This window comes from Vibrio tarriae (assembly GCF_002216685.1).
GTDB lineage: Bacteria > Pseudomonadota > Gammaproteobacteria > Enterobacterales > Vibrionaceae > Vibrio > Vibrio tarriae.
Map to the genome: position 1 here is coordinate 543,722 of NZ_CP022353.1, position 18,998 is coordinate 562,719.

An 18,998-nucleotide genomic window follows, 5' to 3' on the forward strand; every position below is an offset into this window, starting at 1 on the left:
TTTTTTATTGCCTGTAATTTGTTGGTTTTGTGTGGCTGAGAAACGTAACAGGGATGAACGTAAAAGAGAGAACATCAGCGGCCATCACGCAAAAGAGCGTATAAATGGTTAGCTAATGGTGGCGTTGTGTCTTATCTAAAGGAGCTTAGCTTCCGCCGGAAAGCGGCTTAAGTTATGGACGCGATAGCGCGATCAATAAAGTGCAGATAAAACAAAACCTAGCCGAAGCTAGGTTTGTTTGTATGGTGCGGAAGAAGAGACTTGAACTCTTACGCCTCGCGGCGCCAGAACCTAAATCTGGTGCGTCTACCAATTTCGCCACTTCCGCAAATTGTGTTGATAATTTGATTACTCAAATCATCAATATAATGGCAGGTCTGCCAGGATTCGAACCTGGGTATGACGGGATCAAAACCCGTTGCCTTACCGCTTGGCGACAGACCTGCAGTATTCTGCACAACGATCGTCGTTGCTTTCAATAATGGTGCGGAAGAAGAGACTTGAACTCTTACGCCTCGCGGCGCCAGAACCTAAATCTGGTGCGTCTACCAATTTCGCCACTTCCGCACAAATTGTGTTGATAACTTGATTGCTCAAGCCATCGAAATAATGGCAGGTCTGCCAGGATTCGAACCTGGGTATGACGGGATCAAAACCCGTTGCCTTACCGCTTGGCGACAGACCTACAGAATTCGATACATTTGGTGCGGAAGGAGGGACTTGAACCCTCACGTCCGAAGGACACTAACACCTGAAGCTAGCGCGTCTACCAATTCCGCCACCACCGCGTTAAATGCATCAAATTGTAATTGGTGGCTACGACGGGATTCGAACCTGTGACCCCATCATTATGAGTGATGTGCTCTAACCAACTGAGCTACGTAGCCACTCTAAATCTTTTCAGATTTAATATGGTGCGGAAGAAGAGACTTGAACTCTTACGCCTCTCGGCGCCAGAACCTAAATCTGGTGCGTCTACCAATTTCGCCACTTCCGCAAATTGTGTTGATAACCTGATTGCTCAAATCATCTAAATAATGGCAGGTCTACATGGATTCGAACCATGGGATGACGGGATCAAAACCCGTTGCCTTACCGCTTGGCGATAGACCTGCAGTGATGATTTATATCATCAAATATGGTGCGGAAGAAGAGACTTGAACTCTTACGCCTCGCGGCGCCAGAACCTAAATCTGGTGCGTCTACCAATTTCGCCACTTCCGCAAATTGTGTTGATAACTTGATTGCTCAAATCATCGAAATAATGGCAGGTCTGCCAGGATTCGAACCTGGGTATGACGGGATCAAAACCCGTTGCCTTACCGCTTGGCGACAGACCTACAGAATTCGATACATTTGGTGCGGAAGGAGGGACTTGAACCCTCACGTCCGAAGGACACTAACACCTGAAGCTAGCGCGTCTACCAATTCCGCCACCACCGCGTTAAATGCATCAAATTGTAATATGGTGGCTACGACGGGATTTGAACCTGTGACCCCATCATTATGAGTGATGTGCTCTAACCAACTGAGCTACGTAGCCATCTTTTCGAGCGAGAGACTATAATACAATCTCGCCCTGACTTCCAATGGTTTTTGCCGTCTTGAAAGCCATAAGAAAATGGCAGGTCTACATGGATTCGAACCATGGGATGACGGGATCAAAACCCGTTGCCTTACCGCTTGGCGATAGACCTGCAGTGATGATTGATTTCATCAAAATATGGTGCGGAAGAAGAGACTTGAACTCTTACACCTTGCGGCGCCAGAACCTAAATCTGGTGCGTCTACCAATTTCGCCACTTCCGCAAATTTGTTATAACCCGATGCATTTGGTGCGGAAGGAGGGACTTGAACCCTCACGTCCGAAGGACACTAACACCTGAAGCTAGCGCGTCTACCAATTCCGCCACCACCGCGTGTCAAAAGCATCAAATTGTCAAAATTTGGTGGCTACGACGGGATTCGAACCTGTGACCCCATCATTATGAGTGATGTGCTCTAACCAACTGAGCTACGTAGCCAAATTTTATTTTCTTAACGAGAAGGCGATGCCTTATCGCTGAGAACGGAGCGCATTATGCGGATATGGGTTAGGAGCGTCAACAGTTTTTTTGAATAAATTCTTTGAAACCAACCGTTCGGGTTTTTTTTAAACAAAGAGGCGTGTTTATGATCAAAAACCATCACCAAAACAACAAATTCATTACGCTTGGAGAGTCATAAAGATCATTTTTTAGAGGCTTATAAATGGCAAAAGCCAACACTTTGGTTGGCTTTTGGTTCGCAGTAAAGCGAGATTTAAACGTTGAAGCGGAAGTGGATCACATCGCCATCTTTTACGATGTACTCTTTACCTTCCAAACGCCATTTACCGGCCTCTTTGGCACCTGACTCGCCATTGAATTGGATGTAGTCATTGTAACCGATCACTTCAGCTCGAATAAAACCACGCTCGAAGTCAGTGTGGATCTTACCTGCTGCTTGTGGCGCGGTTGCACCGATAGGAATGGTCCATGCACGCACTTCTTTCACGCCTGCGGTGAAGTAGGTTTGCAGGTTGAGAAGATCATAACCAGAGCGGATCACGCGGTTTAGGCCTGGTTCTTCAATGCCGAGATCGGCCAAGAATTCGTCGCGTTCTTCTTCTTCAAGTTCAGAGAGTTCCGCCTCGATCGCTGCACAAACCGCTACCACAGAAGCATTTTCTTGTGCTGCAAACTGAACAACGGCATCCAGATATGGATTGTTCTCAAAACCATCTTCATTCACGTTAGCAATGTACATGGTGGGTTTGAGCGTCAGTAGGTTTAAGTAACCGACTGCCAAGAGTTCTTCTTTAGTTAGCTTAACAGAACGAGCTGATTGACCTTCGCTTAATACTGGTTGCAGTTTTTCCAGTACGGCCAGCTCAAATTTGGCTTCTTTATCGCCACCTTTAGCGCGTTTGCTTTGACGCAGAATCGCGCGCTCGCAACTGTCTAAGTCAGCCAGCGCTAATTCAAGGTTGATGATTTCGATGTCTTCCAGCGGTGACACTTTACCCGCCACGTGGATGATGTTTTCGTTTTCAAAGCAACGTACAACATGACCAATTGCATCGGTTTCACGGATGTTAGCTAGGAATTTGTTACCTAAACCTTCTCCTTTTGATGCGCCCGCCACTAGACCTGCAATGTCCACAAACTCCATCGTCGTTGGCAGAATGCGTTCAGGTTTGACAATCGCGGCTAAGGCATCCAGACGTGGATCTGGTACAGGAACAACGCCTGTGTTTGGTTCGATAGTACAAAACGGGAAGTTAGCTGCTTCGATGCCCGCTTTGGTCAGCGCATTAAAAAGAGTTGATTTACCTACGTTTGGCAAACCGACGATGCCACATTTAAAACCCATGACTGTAACCTTATTCAGCTTTGAAAGTGTGTAAACGATTTTGTGCTTTGGTGAGGCCATCCTTGAGTAGGATCTCAAGGCAGCGAACAGCTTCGTCCACTGTGGCGTCAAGGCACTCTTGCTCTTTAGCAGGCGCTTTGCCGAGCACATAACCGGCTACTTTATCTTTGTGTCCCGGATGGCCGATGCCAAGCCGTAGACGATAGAATTCTTTGTTGTTGCCTAATTTGCTTATGGTGTCTTTGAGCCCATTATGCCCGCCATGTCCGCCACCTTGCTTAAATTTTGCCACACCGGGTGGTAAGTCTAGCTCATCGTGGGCAACCATGATCTCTTCTGGCTTGATCTGATAGAAATTGGCCAATGCAGCAATCGCTTTGCCGGAGAGATTCATAAAAGTGGTGGGGATTAACACGCGTAACTCTTGGCTGTTAATCAGCAAACGTCCGGTCAGACCAAAAAACTTCGGCTCATTTTTGAGCGTGACGTTATGGATACGGGCTAACTCTTCGACAACCCAAGCACCTGCATTATGGCGTGTTTTAGCGTATTCCGGCCCAGGATTGGCCAGTCCGACAAGGAGTTTGATTGGTTGACTCAAGGCGAATATCTCTTCGGAAACTCAAAAGCGCGGTATGATAGCACACATCCGCCGCGAGGTGCGAGTCACACAAAAGGCAATAAAAAAGCGCTTCATCGGAGATGAAACGCTTTCGTATCATCGATTCCCGAGCTTACCTGACAGGCAGATAGACTGGGTTACTCAATGATTAGTTAAACATCGCAGAGATGGACTCTTCGTTGCTGATACGACGAATCGCTTCAGCCAGCATGCTTGATAGAGTCAATTGAGTCACTTTTCCTGTCGCCGCCATCTCTTTTGATAGGGTGATAGAGTCAGTCACAATCACTTGATCCAACACAGAGTTTTTGATGTTTTTCGCTGCATTGCCTGAGAATACCGCGTGAGTGGCGTAAGCAAATACGCGTTTCGCACCACGCTCTTTCAGCGCTTCCGCGGCTTTACACAGCGTGCCACCGGTGTCGATCATGTCATCGACAATCACACAGTCACGGCCTTCAACATCACCGATCAGGTTCATGACTTCTGAAACGTTCGCGCGTGGACGACGCTTATCTACGATCGCGATATCGATGTCACCCAGTGCTTTCGCGGTTGCGCGAGCACGCACCACACCACCAAGGTCTGGCGATACGACAACAGGATCTTCCAAGTTACGTGCTTTCATATCTTCCAGCAGAACAGGAGTACCGAAAATGTTGTCTACTGGAACATCGAAGAAGCCTTGGATCTGCTCTGCGTGGAGGTCGATAGTCAGAACGCGGTCAACACCAACGTTAGAAAGGAAGTCTGCAACAACTTTTGCAGTGATAGGTACACGAGCCGAACGCACACGGCGGTCTTGGCGGGCATAGCCGAAGTAAGGGATAACTGCCGTAATACGGCCTGCAGAAGCACGGCGCATTGCGTCAATCATTACCACCAGTTCCATCAGGTTGTCATTGGTTGGGGCACAGGTGGATTGAATGATAAATACATCGCTACCACGCACATTTTCGTTGATTTGTACTGCTACTTCACCATCAGAGAAACGAGAAACAGTAGCATCACCAAGGGAAATGTACAGGCGATCTGCAATACGTTGGGCTAGTTCGGGTATTGCGTTACCAGCAAATAGCTTCATATCAGGCACGGTGGAAACCTCAGGGTTGCGTCCAGTTTTTTAGTAAGGTCGGATTTTAGCTGATTGGTAGTCAGCCAACGTCTTTCTGAGCGGTGAAACATTGCGCCCTTGGGCGACAAACGCTAAGACGTTGTCAGATAATTGAGCAAAGACGGCCTGTGCATCTTTCCTGCTCGAAAACTCAGCAAAAACGCAAGATCCCGTCCCGGTCAATCTTGACGGCGCGTATTGTAGCAGCCATGAAAGTTGCTTATCAACCTCGGGGTACAGTGATCGGACAATTTTTTTCGCAATCGTTTTCGTAGGGGGTGGCAAGAAGGCTTGCCAGATCACGCTTTGGCGTGTTTCTCACCAGTTGTGGGTGAGTGAAAATATCTTTTGTCGCGATGCTGACCGCAGGACGAATCACGAGATACCATTTTTCCTCTGGCTCTACTGCGGATAATTCTTCGCCAACTCCTTCAGCAAAAGCCGCAAAACCACGAGTAAAGACAGGGACATCCGCTCCGAGTGCCAGCCCAATCTCAGCCAATTGATCATCGCTAAGTCCAGTCTGCCACAAGTAATTGAGTGCGACTAAGGTGGTGGCCGCATTGGATGATCCGCCACCAATTCCGCCGCCCATAGGCAACACCTTGTGCAGTTTAATGTCTGCGCCGAGTGGCGATTGAGCCGCATTTTTGAGTGCCATCGCGGCTTTGTAAATCAGGTTATCTTCTAACGCGACATCGGCCAGAGCAGGAGAGAGGGAGATGTTGCCGCTGTGGTTGGCGGTAATGATTAACTCATCACCGTGATCGAGAAACTGAAACAAGGTCTGCAGATCGTGATAGCCGTTAGCTCGACGACCTGTGATGTAAAGGAACAGGTTGAGTTTGGCCGGTGAAGGCCACACGGTTGTGCCGTGGATCATGGGAGCAGCGTCCATTGTGAGATCACCAGTTGAATCGAGGTTTTATTTTGCTGGAGTTTAAGTTTATCAGGCAGCGGAATGGGCTGATGTTGCCACTCAATCGCTTGGTAACGTTGGTATTCCACGTGCCATTCCGCCGTTGAGGCGAGTTTGGTGAGAGTGGCAAGGGTGTTTTGTTCATTCAACTCGTAATGGGTTGCTTGGGTCGGCAAGCCTAAAATCCAATCTTCAAGCTGTTCAACGGGAATATCTAACCCTGTTAAATTGCGGATCAGGCTTTGTGCATCTTGGTCGCGGTAGATTTGATCATCATAAGTTTCGACCCGCGCACCTTGTTCATCGACCTGTAAGTTCAGCACGGTTTGACCAAGAAAATTGCTTAAACGCAGTGAGAGTTTTTGTGGGCTTTTTTGCCATTGAAAGTTGAACGATTGTCGCTGATCGGGCGCGATATAGCCGAGTTTTCCGGTTAATTGATAATGTTGAATTTGTTCTAGAGTGACTTGGTGTGATTGCCATTGAACATTGACGGGTTGTAGCGGCGCGGTGGCACAACCTGCCAAAAGCAACAGACTCGCCAATCCTGGCAATAGGCGACGTACGAGAGCATTCATAGTGCGTTTTTTTATCCAAAGCGAGAGCGAAAACGGGCTAACTATATCATTGATCTCACGAACTCAGGAAAACAAATCCGGTCTGCCCTTTCAATCAAAGAGGGCATCAAGTAAAATTCCGCCTCTAGTCCACCACACATATCTGAGAATCCTCTATAGATGTCTTTGCTTGCCATTGGAATCAATCACAATACGGCGTCGGTAGAATTGCGGGAAAAAGTGGCGTTCGGTCCAGAGAAGCTCTCTTTGGCGCTGAATCAGCTTTCCACCAGTTCACACGTTAAAGGAGGCGTGATCCTCTCAACGTGTAACCGCACCGAAATTTATTGTGATGTGAAATCAGCAAGTAAAAACAAAGTCATCGAATGGTTGTCCCAGTTTCACCAAGTCAGTTTGGATGAATTAAAACCCAGCCTGTATGTCCATGAAGAGCAAGCCGCCATTCGTCATTTGATGCGTGTCGCCTGCGGTTTGGACTCCTTAGTGTTGGGCGAACCGCAGATATTAGGACAAGTTAAGCAAGCTTACGCAGAGGCGAGAGAGAATCACGCCGTCAATCCGGCGACGGAAAAGCTGTTTCAAAAGGCTTTTTCGGTCGCGAAACGGGTAAGAACAGAAACCGAAATCGGCGGCAGCGCGGTTTCGGTGGCTTATGCTGCTTGCACATTAGCAAAACACATTTTTGAATCGCTGGCCGACGCCACTGTACTCTTGGTTGGGGCCGGCGAAACCATTGAACTGGTAGCAAAACATTTGGATGGACACCACTGTAAACGGATGATAGTGGCGAACCGCACGCGAGAGCGAGCTTTGAGCTTAGCGCAGCAGTTTGGCGCCGACGTCATCGCATTAAATGAGATCCCAGATTATTTAGCGCAAGCGGATATTGTGATCAGCTCGACCGCTAGCCCTTTGCCCATCATAGGTAAAGGCATGGTCGAAAGCGCGCTAAAGGCCCGTCGCCATCAGCCGATGTTGTTGGTGGATATTGCCGTGCCACGCGATATTGAGCCGCAGGTCGGTAAGCTTAATGATGCTTATCTCTATTCGGTCGATGACTTACAGTCGATTGTCGATAGCAATATCGAGCAGCGCAAAGTGGAAGCGATTCAGGCAGAAGCGATTGTCAGTGAGGAGAGCGCCACCTTCATGAGTTGGATGCGCTCACTGCAAGCGGTGGACAGTATTCGTGATTATCGTAAGCAAGCCAATGAAGCTCGTGAAGAGCTGCTCAATAAAAGTTTGCAAGCATTGGCAGCGGGTGGCGATCCTGAAAAGCTGCTCATAGAATTAAGCAACAAATTGACCAACAAACTAATTCACACCCCAACCCGAGCGCTACAAACTGCGGCGGAACAAGGGGAACCGGCTAAACTGGCCGTGATCAGACAAAGTTTAGGTCTTGACGATCTGAACTAAATCTCAACTTAGAGTTTAAAGAAGCAACTATGAAAGCGTCGATTTTAAGCAAGCTTGAATCCCTTGTTGAGCGCTACGAAGAGGTTCAGCACCTCCTTGGCGACCCAACAGTTATCGGTGATCAAAATAAATTCCGTGCTCTGTCCAAAGAGTATTCGCAACTGGAAGAGATCACTCAGTGTTTCCAAGCTTACCAACAAGCGAAGGAAGATCTGGTTGCTGCCGAAGAGATGGCACAAGAAGATGATGCAGAAATGCGTGAAATGGCGCAGGATGAGATCAAAGCGGCGAAAGCGGCAATTGAGCGCCTGACCGATGAGCTGCAAATTCTGTTGCTGCCAAAAGATCCAAACGATGATCGCAACTGCTTCTTAGAAATTCGCGCGGGTGCGGGTGGTGACGAAGCGGGTATTTTTGCCGGCGATTTGTTCCGTATGTACAGCCGTTTTGCGGAGAAAAAAGGCTGGCGCATCGAAGTGATGTCATCGAGTGAAGCCGAACACGGCGGCTACAAAGAGATGATCGCGAAAGTGAACGGTGACGGTGCTTACGGTACGCTAAAGTTTGAATCTGGCGGCCACCGAGTGCAACGTGTTCCGGCTACGGAAGCGCAAGGGCGTATCCACACGTCCGCTTGTACCGTTGCGGTGATGCCTGAAATTCCAGAAGCGGAAATTCCAGAAATCAAAGCCAGCGATCTGAAAATTGATACGTTCCGCTCCTCTGGCGCGGGTGGTCAGCACGTTAACACCACCGACTCGGCTATCCGTATCACTCACTTACCGACTGGAATTGTGGTCGAGTGTCAGGATGAGCGCTCGCAACATAAGAACAAAGCCAAAGCGATGTCAGTACTTGCTGCGCGTATTGCTAAAGCAGAAGAGTCAAAACGCGCCGCGGAAATTTCCGATACACGACGTAACCTTCTCGGTTCTGGTGACCGTAGTGACCGCATTCGTACATACAACTACCCGCAAGGTCGGGTGTCCGATCACCGTATCAACTTGACGGTATACCGTCTGACCGAAGTGATGGAGGGGGATATGCAATCCTTGATTGACCCTGTAATTCACGAGCATCAAGCGGATCAATTGGCGGCACTGGCGGATCAAAACTAATTCATGTCAGTCACCATTGAAGCGGCATTAAAAGCGGCAACCGAGCAACTGCAGCAAAGCGGCAGTGATTCGCCAGCCCTAGATGCCGCAGTACTCCTTTGCCATGTACTGGCTAAGCCTCGTTCTTACTTGTTGACTTGGCCTGATAAAACCTTGGAGAAGCCTACTTTGGCTTCTCTCGATGTGCTCCTTGCTCGCCGCAGAGCGGGAGAGCCGATGGCCTATATCCTTGGTGAGCGCGAATTTTGGTCTCTGCCGCTGAAAGTTTCTCCTTCGACACTTATTCCACGTCCGGATACGGAACGTTTGGTTGAATTAGCGCTGGATAAAGCGGCGTTGATTGACGGTGAACTGCTGGATCTTGGCACCGGAACCGGGGCGATTGCGTTGGCTTTGGCTTCGGAATTGCCAACGCGGCAAGTCACGGGGATTGATTTACGTCCGGAGGCGGCAGAGTTAGCAAGAGAAAACGCGACTCGTTTGGCGATCCGCAATGCGCAGTTTTTGCAGGGCTGTTGGTTTAGCCCGCTGGTAGACGGTACGAAGTTTGCTTTGATCGTCTCTAACCCGCCGTATATCGAAGAAAATGATCCGCATTTGAGTCTGGGCGATGTGCGTTTTGAGCCGAAAAGTGCGCTGGTTGCTGCAGAAAATGGTTTGGCGGACATTCGCCACATCAGCACGCACGCGCCGCATTTTTTACTCGATGGCGGCTGGCTTTTGTTTGAGCATGGTTACGATCAAGGCTTTGCGGTGCGCACGATTTTGCGTGAGTTAGGCTATCAAAACATCATTACCGAGCAAGATTATGCCGGTCATGATCGAGTTACACTGGGACAATATAAAACGGAAAGAGAAGCATAATGTACGAAGGATTAAAACATTTTCATCTGTTCACCATCGGCGTCAGTGTGGTCATGCTGTCGATTCGCTATGTGCTAATGATGATGAATTCAGCACACCTAGAGCGCAAGTTTTTTCAAAATTTTCCCTCATGTCAATGACACCTTATTGCTGCTTTCCGGTATCGGTTTGATTTTCATCACGGGATTTATTCCTTTTACCGATGCTGCGCCGTGGATGACGGAAAAATTCACCTGCGTGCTGGCGTACATCGCGCTAGGCTTTTTTGCACTGAAATTAGGTCGTAATAAATTGCTGCGTAGCTTTGCGTTTTTTGGCGCATTGGGCTGGTTGGCGATGGCAGGGAAAATCGCGGTCGCAAAAGCACCGATTCTGTTTGGTTAAGCTTAAGGTGCGACCATGCTGAATTTCTGTGATGAAGATTTTGATGCGATGGAGTTGGTGGAAGGAGCGCTTGCGCTCAACAAGGCCATTAATCCCGATACGCAGCTAGAATGGGCTCACATTGAGTTAGCACGTCTGCTAAAAGAAGCCGAACTGGCATTGGTACATGAGCGTGATGAGAAAGCGCGTTTCGAGGCTTTTTTGCGCCTGTTTTATCAAGAGTGGGGCTTTAGCGGCGATCGCGAAGCCTACTTTGATTCTCGTAATGCCTTTATCGATCAAGTTTTGCAGCGGCGCAAAGGCATTCCCGTCAGTTTAGGCTCATTACTGCTCTACCTAGGACACAAACTCGGCTTTCCACTCAATGGGATAAGTTTCCCTACTCAGTTTCTGCTGTCGCTCAATTGGCCGGGAGAGCGGCCGATTTATCTCAATCCATTTAATGGTGAGATCGTGTCACAACACACGCTGCAAGCTTGGTTAGTTGGGCATAAAGGCCCACTGGCGAAGCTTAAGCCACAGCATTTACAAAGTGTCGATAATCCGACCATTATTGGGCGTTGGTTGGCGCTACTCAAAAGTGCCTTACTGCGTGAAGAGCGCTATACTCTGGCGCTAAGATGTACCGATTTGGCACTCACTTTTGTGCCCGATGACCCATACGAAATCCGTGATCGTGGCTTTATTTACCAACAGCTACAGTGCCATCAAATTGCTATTTCGGACTATCAATATTTTATTGAGCACTGTCCGAACGATCCGGCGGCTGAATTGTTAAAAACGCAAGTCAATGTACTCAGTCATGGCAGTCAAGTGACGCTGCATTAACCCAACAAGAGAGATTAAGATGGAACACAAAATTGTCCATGTCGGTGATATTCCGGTTGCTAACGATAAGCCGTTTACCCTATTTGCCGGGATGAACGTACTGGAATCGCGTGATTTGGCGATGCAAATTTGTGAGCACTATGTGAAAGTGACCGACAAGCTCGGTATCCCTTATGTGTTCAAAGCATCGTTTGATAAAGCGAACCGCAGCTCAGTGCACTCTTACCGTGGCCCAGGCTTGGAAGAAGGGATGAAAATTTTCCAAGAGCTGAAAGATACCTTTGGCGTGAAAATCATCACCGATGTCCACACAGAAGCGCAAGCGCAGCCTGTGGCGGATGTGGTGGATGTGATTCAGCTGCCTGCCTTTTTGGCCCGTCAAACCGACTTGGTTGAAGCGATGGCGAAAACCGGCGCGGTCATTAACGTGAAAAAACCGCAGTTCATGAGCCCGGGTCAAGTTGGCAACATCGTTGAGAAGTTTGCTGAGTGTGGCAATGACAAAGTGATCTTATGTGAGCGCGGCTCTTGCCACGGTTACGATAACCTCGTCGTCGATATGCTCGGTTTTGGCGTGATGAAGCAAGCCTCTAACGGCAGTCCAATCATTTTTGATGTGACTCACTCACTGCAAATGCGCGATCCATCAGGTGCAGCTTCGGGCGGTCGTCGTCAACAAACCGTTGAACTGGCGAAAGCGGGTTTAGCGACGGGTATTGCAGGCCTGTTTATTGAAGCGCACCCAAATCCAGATAAAGCGCGTTGCGATGGACCATCGGCATTACCCCTCGACAAATTAGAGCCATTCCTTGCGCAAATGAAAGCGCTGGACGACTTGATCAAAAACTTTGCGCACATCGATATTCGATAAGCGCGATAGCCTGACTCTATGTTGTATTTCAAGCCATCTTCGGATGGCTTTCTCATATCTGATGCTCATACACATTATTATGATTTTCCTACGAATGAACGTTTCTGTAGGTTAAACGCTTGCGCGCACACTATAACTAAGAATGGTCTTTTGTCAGTGAAACGTTTGCTTGTGATCCGAGCTCGCTATATTTTTAACACTATCTATTGATTACATTTTATTGGACACTTTTAGGTGATCTACTCTACATAAATATGAAATCAAGCTGTCTCACCAATTCGGTTACTTTAAACTAAGTCAAGTTTTACCAGTACACCAAGCGATGTGCAGGGGTAAGCGATTGCGCCGTTCGAGCGCCCAATGACATTTCAAGCAGTGGTTTTCATCAGTTCAAAGGTATGACAATGAAACAAGGCCTCATTCTAAAATCCGTCCTCAGTGCAGCCATTATTGCCTCCTTGGCAGGTTGCGCAACTGAACCCGCTCAGCAGTGGGAAGCAGACAAAACCTACAAACTCACTATTCTGCACACCAATGACCATCACGGTCGTTTCTGGCAAAACCAGTATGGTGAATACGGTATGGCAGCACGTAAAACGCTGATTGACCAACTGCGTGCCGACATTGAAGCACAAGGAGGCAGTGTGTTGCTGCTCTCTGGTGGTGACATCAATACTGGGGTACCAGAATCAGACCTACAAGATGCAGAGCCTGATTTCAAAGGCATGAGCAAAATCGGTTACGACGCTATGGCGCTGGGTAACCACGAATTTGATAACCCACTTGAAGTGCTGTTTAAGCAAAAAGAGTGGGCGAATTTCCCAATGCTATCAGCCAACATTTACGATAAAGCGACCGGTAAGCGTCTGTTTGAACCGTACCATATCTTTGATAAGCAAGGGATTAAGATTGCGGTTATCGGTTTAACCACCGAAGACACCGCAAAAATTGGTAACCCAGAATACATCGGCGGCATCGATTTCCGCGATCCTAAAGAAGAAGCGAAAAAAGTGATCGCTGAGCTGAAGAAAAAAGAGAAGCCGGATCTGATCATCGCTGTGACGCACATGGGGCACTATCAAAACGGTGAGCACGGTGTGAACGCACCGGGCGATGTCGCTTTGGCGCGCTACTTGCCATCCGGTGAGTTGGACATGATTGTCGGCGGTCACTCGCAAGAGCCTGTGTGTATGGAAGGCCCTAATCTGGTGAAGAAGAACTTTAAGCCGGGTGATGAATGTAAACCTGATATTCAGAACGGTACTTACATTGTTCAAGCTTACGAGTGGGGTAAATACGTTGGCCGTGCGGATTATGAGTTCCGTAATGGTGAGCTGAACATGGTGAGTTATGACCTCATCCCAGTTAACCTCAAGAAGAAAGTCGATGTGAATGGCGAAACTCAGCGTGTTTTTGCCACTTCTGAGATTAAAGAAGACAACGCAATGCTTGAGTTCCTGCGCCCATTCCAAGAGAAAGGTCAAGAGCAACTGAACATCAAGATTGCACACAGCAACGGTAAGCTGGAAGGTGACCGTAACGTAGTGCGCTTCGAACAAACTAACTTGGGGCGTATGATTGCGAATGCACACATGCAACGTGCCAAAGCTGATTTTGCGGTCATGAACTCAGGTGGCGTGCGTGATTCTATTCAAGCTGGTGACATCACTTATAAAGATGTACTGAAAGTACAGCCATTTGGCAACATCGTGACTTATGTTGATATGAATGGTCAGGAAGTACTGGATTATCTGAATGTGGTGGCGACCAAGCCAGTTGATTCAGGTGCGTATGCACAGTTCGCGGGCATTTCAATGACGGTTGCGGATGGCAAAGTTTCTAACGTGATGATCGGTGGTAAACAGTTACGTCTGGATGCCACTTACCGTTTCACTGTGCCAAGTTTTAATGCAGCAGGTGGTGACGGTTATCCAAAAATCAGTGACCACCCAGGCTATGTCAACACTGGCTTTGTGGATGCAGAAGTGCTGAAAGACTTCCTTGAAGCGAACAGCCCAATCGATGTGAACCGTTTCGCGCCAGCGGGCGAGATTGTTTATCGTTAATAAGGTTTGACTCGCTGAGTTGAATTGCGTTTACTGACAGGCGGTGTGCAAACACCGCTTTTTTTATTTTTCCATATCCATATGGAACCCAGCTCTGCCCACCAGCAGTGTGAGTAAATGAGGACACGTGATTCATGACTCCTGCAATCAATCTTGCAAAGAAAAATAAAATCCCCCATACCATTCATCAGTATGAGCATGATCCGAGCCATGCCAGTTACGGCTTAGAAGCAGCGCAGGCGCTCGGCCAAGATCCGAAACGGGTATTCAAAACCTTACTGTTTTGTATGAATGGCGAGGAAAAAAATCTCGCGGTGGCGATTATTCCCGTCGATCTCAAACTGAATTTAAAGCTCGCGGCCAAAGCGGCCAAAGCCAAAAAAGCGGAGATGGCAAAGCCGGACATCGCCGAGAAAACCACAGGCTATGTGGTGGGGGGGATAAGTCCTCTCGGCCAGAAAAAAGCGCTGCCAACCTTTATCCATCAAAGTGCATCAAGCCAAGCGACCATTTGTGTCAGTGCAGGTAAGCGCGGTTTAGAAATTGAGTTATCTCCGCAAGATCTCGCGCACTTAACGCGCGGCCAGTTTGCGGATTTGTGTCAAGAAGAGAATTAATCGATACCCCTGTAAAAACGGCCTCAAAGAGAGGCCGTTGATTCTAGAAGTGGTGAGAAGTCAGCGAAGATTAATGGCGTGCCTCTTCTTCCATTTGTGCATTATCCACTACGTGGTTTTCACCTAAGTCGCTTGGCAGAACAAGGTTGAGGATAATCGCGACGATGCCGCATAAGCTTACGCCTTGCAGGCTAAAGTCACCCACGCCGAATGCCATACCACCAATACCAAATACCAGAGTGACGGCCACAATCACCAGATTGCGTGATTTGTGCAGATCCACTTGGTTTTTGATCAATGTATTCAAACCGACGGTGGCGATGGATCCAAACAGCAGGATCATGATGCCGCCCATTACCGGAACTGGAATGGTTTGCAGCAATGCGCCGAGTTTGCCAACCAAAGCGAGCACTATGGCCGTGATTGCCGCCCAAGTCATGATCGCTGGGTTAAATGCACGAGTCAGCATCACGGCACCAGTCACTTCACTGTATGTGGTGTTGGGTGGCGCGCCAAGCATGGTTGCGGCCATGGTCGCGACCCCGTCACCAGCGATAGTGCGGTGTAAGCCCGGTTTTTTCAGGTAATCTTTGTTGGTCACATTTGAGATAGCCAGCATATCGCCCACGTGTTCGACCGCAGGAGCAATCGCGACTGGGATCATAAACAGGATGGCGTTGATGTTAAATTCAGGGAAAGTGAAGTTGGGTAACGCAAGCCAAGCGGCTTGTTCCACCGCCGCAAAGCTGACGACACCCATTACCAGTGAGAGTGCATAGCCGCTGACAATGCCCGCTAGGATAGGAACTAGCTTAAAAAAGCCTTTGGCGAACACACTGAACACCACAGTGACCAAGAGTGAAATACAAGAAATCCAGAGTGCGGCTTGTGGGTCGACGAGTTGCACGGAGCCATCACCGGATTTGCCTAGTGCCATGTTCACGGCGGCTGGAGCAAGCCCCAGGCCAATCACCATAATCACAGGACCTACCACGACCGGAGGTAGCAGTTTGTGGATGATAGCCACACCACGCACCTTAATAATGCCACCGAGTACGATATACACTGCCCCCGCGGCCATCAAGCCACCCATAGTGGCAGGAATGCCCCAGGTTTGGATGCCGAACATAATAGGAGCGATAAAAGCAAAAGAAGAGGCGAGGAAAATGGGGACAGAGCGGCGGGTGATCAATTGGAAAAGCAGTGTTCCTAAACCAGCACCGAACAGTGCAACGTTTGGATCGAGTCCGGTCAGAAGCGGGACCAGAACCAACGCGCCGAATGCGACAAACAGCATTTGCGCGCCTTGTATGGCATTTTTCATCGTATTTTCCCTGAGCTAAATAAAAATTCGCGGGATTCTATCACTTCTGCAATCGATTGCGAGCGGAATAAGATCAAAAATTGACAGGATTATAGGCTATGTTTAAAAACGACGTGGATCGCGTCGCACAAATTCTGACGCACTCCTGTAACCTCTCGCCTTGCTGAACTTTGGATAGTTGCTTATCATCGTCGTTCAGTAAACAGAATGTAGGTATGGTATGCGCTATTTAGCTGTGTTGATGATGGGATTGCTCACGTTTCCCGCCTTCGCCCTCACTCGAGTCAACTTGTATCAGGCAGAAGTTGCGGTCGATCCGCAGCAAAGTAACGCTGATGCGGCGGCGCGTGTCCGTGGTATGGAAGAAGTGATTGTCCGCGCTACTGGTAGTCAAGATGCGCTCAAAAATGATGCTGTGCAGAAAGCTTTGCGTCAGAGTAACCAGTACATCACCCAGATCAGCACTCAACAAGAGGGTGCTCAGTCGGTGATGCGTTTGCAATTCAGCGCGCAGCACATTCGCTCACTGTTAAGTCAAGCTCAGTTACCCTTTTGGCCTGAAAGCCGCAGTAACTTGCTGGTATGGCTGGTGGAAGAAGCCAACTACGATCGCAGCGTGAGTTGGGAACATGCAGATACTCCGTTACTGAACCAAATGAAAGCTCGCGCCCGTGTTCGCGGCTTACCCTTAACGGTTCCGGTTGGCGATTTTGATGATGTGACCGGTGTGCAGGTCTCCGATTTATGGGGTGGCTTTATCAACCCGATCAGCATCGCAAGTCAACGTTACCCGACCGATGCGGTTTTGGTTGTGCGTGCGCAAGGCTCTGAACTGCGTTGGACTCTGTTTGATCAGTTGGCTAACACCATGGTGAGTCAACCGAAAGCGCCCATCTCAGGTCAAGCCTCGGGTGAGCAAGCGGTCACCGAGATGATTGATGAAATCAGTGATTACTACGCACGTAAAAGCGCGGTTGTAGTAAGCAGTGAATCCTCGCAATCGGTATTGGCGCAATTTAGCCCACTCGATAGCGCGCAGGATTTCTTTGTGGTTGAGAACAAACTCAAGGGCTTAAGCTCAGTCGCTTCGCTGGATATTTTGAAGGTTCAAGGTACTCAAGTAACTTTTAACGTGCATTTATTAGCCAGCGTGGAAGAGTTCACTAATGAAGTGGTACGCATGGGGCAGGCGGTATTGATGGAGATGCCTCCAGAAGAGCCCGTCTCTTCAGACACTCGTTCGCTGGAAAATAGTACGTCAGAAATGCCGGTAGACCCGAGTAACCCAAATAACGCTGCTGCTCAGCCACAACCTGTTCAACCTAAAACTCTCTATTTCTCTTGGCAAGGTTAATGCTTTGAGGAGAGAGCCCCAAATGACTTGAGTTATAAGGAAGTTAGGGGACAAACCAAAGCAAAAAATAGCGCCGAAAAGGCGCTATTTTTATTGCGATAATCAATTCGAGAGTGACTTTGATGCGCACTCAACCAAGCAATGGGTCACCGATAGGCAAAAAGATCATCGGTGGTCAAAATGGGCTTTTTCTTGCTTTTCCACTTCAGAAAGCTTGGTTAGCTTTAAGCCTAACTCCTTACCACGTAAGCGCGCATAAAGGGTATTGCCGATAAATGCCGCAAAAGTCAGTAGCAGTTCAACCAAGGCTAACCAACGCTCCCCGCCATCCACATACAGCAAGGTTAAAGCATGCAAGAAATAGAGCATCAACACAAAGTTTGCCCAAGCATGGGTATAAGGTTTGCCTTTGAGAATGCCAAACAGAGGCAGTAGCAGTGGAATGACCCAGCCTATCGCGAGCGCGGTAGGATTAAGATGAGGATGTGGTGACAACGTGAGTTGCCATAACAGGATCCAAACCAACAGAGCGAGGTTGGCACTCAGTGCCAGCCAGCGATAAAACGCGGTCCGAGGTTGCATTGCAATACTGGAGGTGGTCATTGTTATCCCTTTAACTGTTTGGCCACATGAGCCAGGCGCTTTCCTAGCTGGCGTGCCAGCTCCGCCTCTTCACTAGAGAGTGTTTTTTGTTGATGGACATGGCTTGCACCATACGGTGTACCGCCGGATTGAGTGGTGTGCAAGGCTGGCTCGGAATAAGGTATCCCTAAAATCAACATGCCATGATGCAGTAAAGGCAGCATCATGCTCTGCTGGGTTGTTTCCTGCCCACCATGCAAGGTTGATGAAGACGTGAACACGCAAGCTGGTTTATCAATCAGCGCGCCACTCAGCCAAAGTGGCGTGGTTTGATCCCAAAAATGTTTTAATGGCGCGGCCATATTGCCAAACCAAACTGGGCTGCCAAACGCTAAGCCGTCACACTGTTTCAACTCATCAAGGCTAAGGTAAGGATCGCTGTCGCTTGTTGTGCCATCAAGCTCTGCGACGGTACGCAGCAAGGCTTGGCAACCTTCTACGGATTCTACGCCGCGCGCAATTTGGCGTGCCAATGCTTGCGTACTACCGTGACGGCTGTAGTAGAGCACCACTATCGAAATCATAGAATTTCAAGCACTTGTTCAGGTGGTCGGCCATGACGAGCTTGACCGTTGCACACCACAATCGGGCGCTCAATCAGTTTCGGGTGTTCCGCCATCGCGGCAAACAGTGCATCATCACTCAATTGGCTATCCCCTAAATTGAGCTCTTTATACAGCTCTTCTTTGCAGCGCATCATGCCACGCACCTCATTCAGCCCCAATTGTTGGTGGAGACGTTTGAGTTCTTCCACCGAAGGTGAGGCTTCTAAATACTTAATCACTTGCGGTGTAATGCCTTGGTCTTCGAGTAAGGCTAACGTTTCACGGCTTTTGGAGCATTTAGGATTGTGATAAATCACGACTGACATAACTTCTCCTGTAT

At 48.6% G+C, this 18,998-nt stretch carries 16 protein-coding genes, 16 tRNA genes and 2 pseudogenes; 9 read left to right on the top strand and 25 right to left on the bottom strand.

From position 1 onward, the window contains the following. Positions 1-243 precede the first annotated feature (243 nt). The 21 genes and pseudogenes from CEQ48_RS08010 to lolB all read right to left on the bottom strand — a co-directional run bounded on the left by CEQ48_RS08010 (position 244) and on the right by lolB (position 6,626). Positions 244-328 (bottom strand) — tRNA-Leu (locus CEQ48_RS08010). Positions 329-369: 41 nt separating this feature from the next. Continuing rightward, positions 370-444 (bottom strand) — tRNA-Gln (locus CEQ48_RS08015). Positions 445-482: 38 nt separating this feature from the next. After that, positions 483-567 (bottom strand) — tRNA-Leu (locus tag CEQ48_RS08020). 43 nt (positions 568-610) lie between these two features. Beyond that, positions 611-685: transfer RNA gene (locus CEQ48_RS08025), tRNA-Gln, on the bottom strand. A gap of 17 nt (positions 686-702) precedes the next feature. Next, positions 703-788: transfer RNA gene (locus tag CEQ48_RS08030), tRNA-Leu, on the bottom strand. Between the two features lie 22 nt (positions 789-810). Further along, positions 811-887, bottom strand: a tRNA-Met gene (locus CEQ48_RS08035). A 25-nt stretch (positions 888-912) separates the two neighbouring features. After that, positions 913-997 (bottom strand) — tRNA-Leu (locus tag CEQ48_RS08040). A gap of 41 nt (positions 998-1,038) precedes the next feature. Next, positions 1,039-1,113, bottom strand: a tRNA-Gln gene (locus CEQ48_RS08045). A gap of 26 nt (positions 1,114-1,139) precedes the next feature. Next, positions 1,140-1,224 (bottom strand) — tRNA-Leu (locus CEQ48_RS08050). Positions 1,225-1,265: 41 nt separating this feature from the next. Further along, positions 1,266-1,340 (bottom strand) — tRNA-Gln (locus CEQ48_RS08055). A 17-nt stretch (positions 1,341-1,357) separates the two neighbouring features. After that, positions 1,358-1,443, bottom strand: a tRNA-Leu gene (locus tag CEQ48_RS08060). Between the two features lie 23 nt (positions 1,444-1,466). Further along, positions 1,467-1,543: transfer RNA gene (locus tag CEQ48_RS08065), tRNA-Met, on the bottom strand. 79 nt (positions 1,544-1,622) lie between these two features. Next, positions 1,623-1,697 (bottom strand) — tRNA-Gln (locus tag CEQ48_RS08070). Positions 1,698-1,724: 27 nt separating this feature from the next. After that, a tRNA-Leu gene (locus CEQ48_RS08075) sits at positions 1,725-1,809 on the bottom strand. Between the two features lie 24 nt (positions 1,810-1,833). Further along, positions 1,834-1,919, bottom strand: a tRNA-Leu gene (locus CEQ48_RS08080). 28 nt (positions 1,920-1,947) lie between these two features. Then, positions 1,948-2,024, bottom strand: a tRNA-Met gene (locus tag CEQ48_RS08085). 277 nt (positions 2,025-2,301) lie between these two features. Beyond that, positions 2,302-3,393: a redox-regulated ATPase YchF gene (ychF, locus tag CEQ48_RS08090; RefSeq protein ID WP_089070873.1), complete on the bottom strand. Its 1,092-nt coding sequence runs from the start codon at positions 3,391-3,393 to the stop codon at positions 2,302-2,304. A gap of 10 nt (positions 3,394-3,403) precedes the next feature. Next, entirely contained in the window at positions 3,404-3,994 is a 591-nt protein-coding gene (pth, locus tag CEQ48_RS08095; protein ID WP_089070874.1) for an aminoacyl-tRNA hydrolase, read from the bottom strand. Positions 3,995-4,163: 169 nt separating this feature from the next. Next, a complete protein-coding gene (locus CEQ48_RS08100) occupies positions 4,164-5,108 on the bottom strand; it encodes a ribose-phosphate pyrophosphokinase (protein WP_001113134.1) in 945 nt (314 codons plus the stop codon). Positions 5,109-5,138: 30 nt separating this feature from the next. Beyond that, positions 5,139-6,012: pseudogene (ispE, locus tag CEQ48_RS08105) on the bottom strand (4-(cytidine 5'-diphospho)-2-C-methyl-D-erythritol kinase). Continuing rightward, entirely contained in the window at positions 6,009-6,626 is a 618-nt protein-coding gene (gene lolB / locus CEQ48_RS08110) for a lipoprotein insertase outer membrane protein LolB (protein WP_000993148.1), read from the bottom strand. Before lolB ends, ispE begins: the two are co-directional and overlap by 4 nt. Positions 6,627-6,785: 159 nt before the next feature. Between lolB and hemA the strand changes: the two genes are divergently transcribed. The 8 genes and pseudogenes from hemA (at position 6,786) to ybaK (ending at position 14,793) form a co-directional block, all read left to right on the top strand. Continuing rightward, a complete protein-coding gene (gene hemA / locus CEQ48_RS08115) occupies positions 6,786-8,045 on the top strand; it encodes a glutamyl-tRNA reductase (protein WP_089070875.1) in 1,260 nt (419 codons plus the stop codon). 29 nt (positions 8,046-8,074) lie between these two features. Beyond that, the gene (gene prfA / locus CEQ48_RS08120; protein ID WP_089070876.1) at positions 8,075-9,163 is read left to right on the top strand and encodes a peptide chain release factor 1; all 1,089 of its coding nucleotides are present in this window, start codon (positions 8,075-8,077) and stop codon (positions 9,161-9,163) included. Positions 9,164-9,166: 3 nt separating this feature from the next. Beyond that, positions 9,167-10,027 (top strand): peptide chain release factor N(5)-glutamine methyltransferase, encoded by an 861-nt coding sequence (prmC, locus tag CEQ48_RS08125; protein ID WP_089070877.1) that lies wholly within the window; start codon positions 9,167-9,169, stop codon positions 10,025-10,027. Further along, positions 10,027-10,411 (top strand): annotated as a pseudogene (locus CEQ48_RS08130) (SirB2 family protein). Before prmC ends, CEQ48_RS08130 begins: the two are co-directional and overlap by 1 nt. Positions 10,412-10,426: 15 nt before the next feature. Then, positions 10,427-11,239 carry a SirB1 family protein gene (locus CEQ48_RS08135; RefSeq protein ID WP_089070878.1) on the top strand — a complete coding sequence of 271 codons (813 nt, stop codon included), beginning with the start codon at positions 10,427-10,429 and terminating at the stop codon, positions 11,237-11,239. Positions 11,240-11,258: 19 nt separating this feature from the next. Continuing rightward, positions 11,259-12,110, top strand: a complete 852-nt coding sequence (gene kdsA / locus CEQ48_RS08140; protein WP_089070879.1) for a 3-deoxy-8-phosphooctulonate synthase — start codon at positions 11,259-11,261, stop codon at positions 12,108-12,110. A 404-nt stretch (positions 12,111-12,514) separates the two neighbouring features. Further along, positions 12,515-14,176, top strand: coding sequence for a bifunctional UDP-sugar hydrolase/5'-nucleotidase UshA (gene ushA, locus CEQ48_RS08145; protein ID WP_089070880.1), 1,662 nt, complete (start codon positions 12,515-12,517; stop codon positions 14,174-14,176). A 134-nt stretch (positions 14,177-14,310) separates the two neighbouring features. Next, positions 14,311-14,793: a Cys-tRNA(Pro) deacylase gene (gene ybaK / locus CEQ48_RS08150; RefSeq protein ID WP_089070881.1), complete on the top strand. Its 483-nt coding sequence runs from the start codon at positions 14,311-14,313 to the stop codon at positions 14,791-14,793. A gap of 70 nt (positions 14,794-14,863) precedes the next feature. Here ybaK and CEQ48_RS08155 read toward each other — a convergent pair whose 3' ends face one another. Then, positions 14,864-16,117, bottom strand: a complete 1,254-nt coding sequence (locus tag CEQ48_RS08155; protein WP_089070882.1) for a uracil-xanthine permease family protein — start codon at positions 16,115-16,117, stop codon at positions 14,864-14,866. Positions 16,118-16,337: 220 nt separating this feature from the next. Here CEQ48_RS08155 and CEQ48_RS08160 point away from each other — a divergent pair, with 220 nt between their 5' ends. Continuing rightward, positions 16,338-17,471 carry a DUF2066 domain-containing protein gene (locus tag CEQ48_RS08160; RefSeq protein ID WP_089070883.1) on the top strand — a complete coding sequence of 378 codons (1,134 nt, stop codon included), beginning with the start codon at positions 16,338-16,340 and terminating at the stop codon, positions 17,469-17,471. A gap of 165 nt (positions 17,472-17,636) precedes the next feature. On the opposite strand, the gene CEQ48_RS08165 is transcribed toward CEQ48_RS08160, so the two are convergent. From CEQ48_RS08165 to arsC, 3 genes are read right to left on the bottom strand one after another with little or no spacing between them, the layout of a single operon-like run. Continuing rightward, positions 17,637-18,053, bottom strand: a complete 417-nt coding sequence (locus CEQ48_RS08165) for a DUF2069 domain-containing protein (protein ID WP_181714692.1) — start codon at positions 18,051-18,053, stop codon at positions 17,637-17,639. A 23-nt stretch (positions 18,054-18,076) separates the two neighbouring features. Then, a complete protein-coding gene (wrbA, locus tag CEQ48_RS08170; RefSeq protein WP_089070885.1) occupies positions 18,077-18,637 on the bottom strand; it encodes an NAD(P)H:quinone oxidoreductase in 561 nt (186 codons plus the stop codon). Further along, complete coding sequence (arsC, locus tag CEQ48_RS08175) at positions 18,634-18,984, bottom strand: arsenate reductase (glutaredoxin) (RefSeq protein WP_089070886.1); 351 nt, start codon at positions 18,982-18,984, stop codon at positions 18,634-18,636. Before arsC ends, wrbA begins: the two co-directional genes overlap by 4 nt. Between the last annotated feature and the right edge of the window lie 14 nt (positions 18,985-18,998).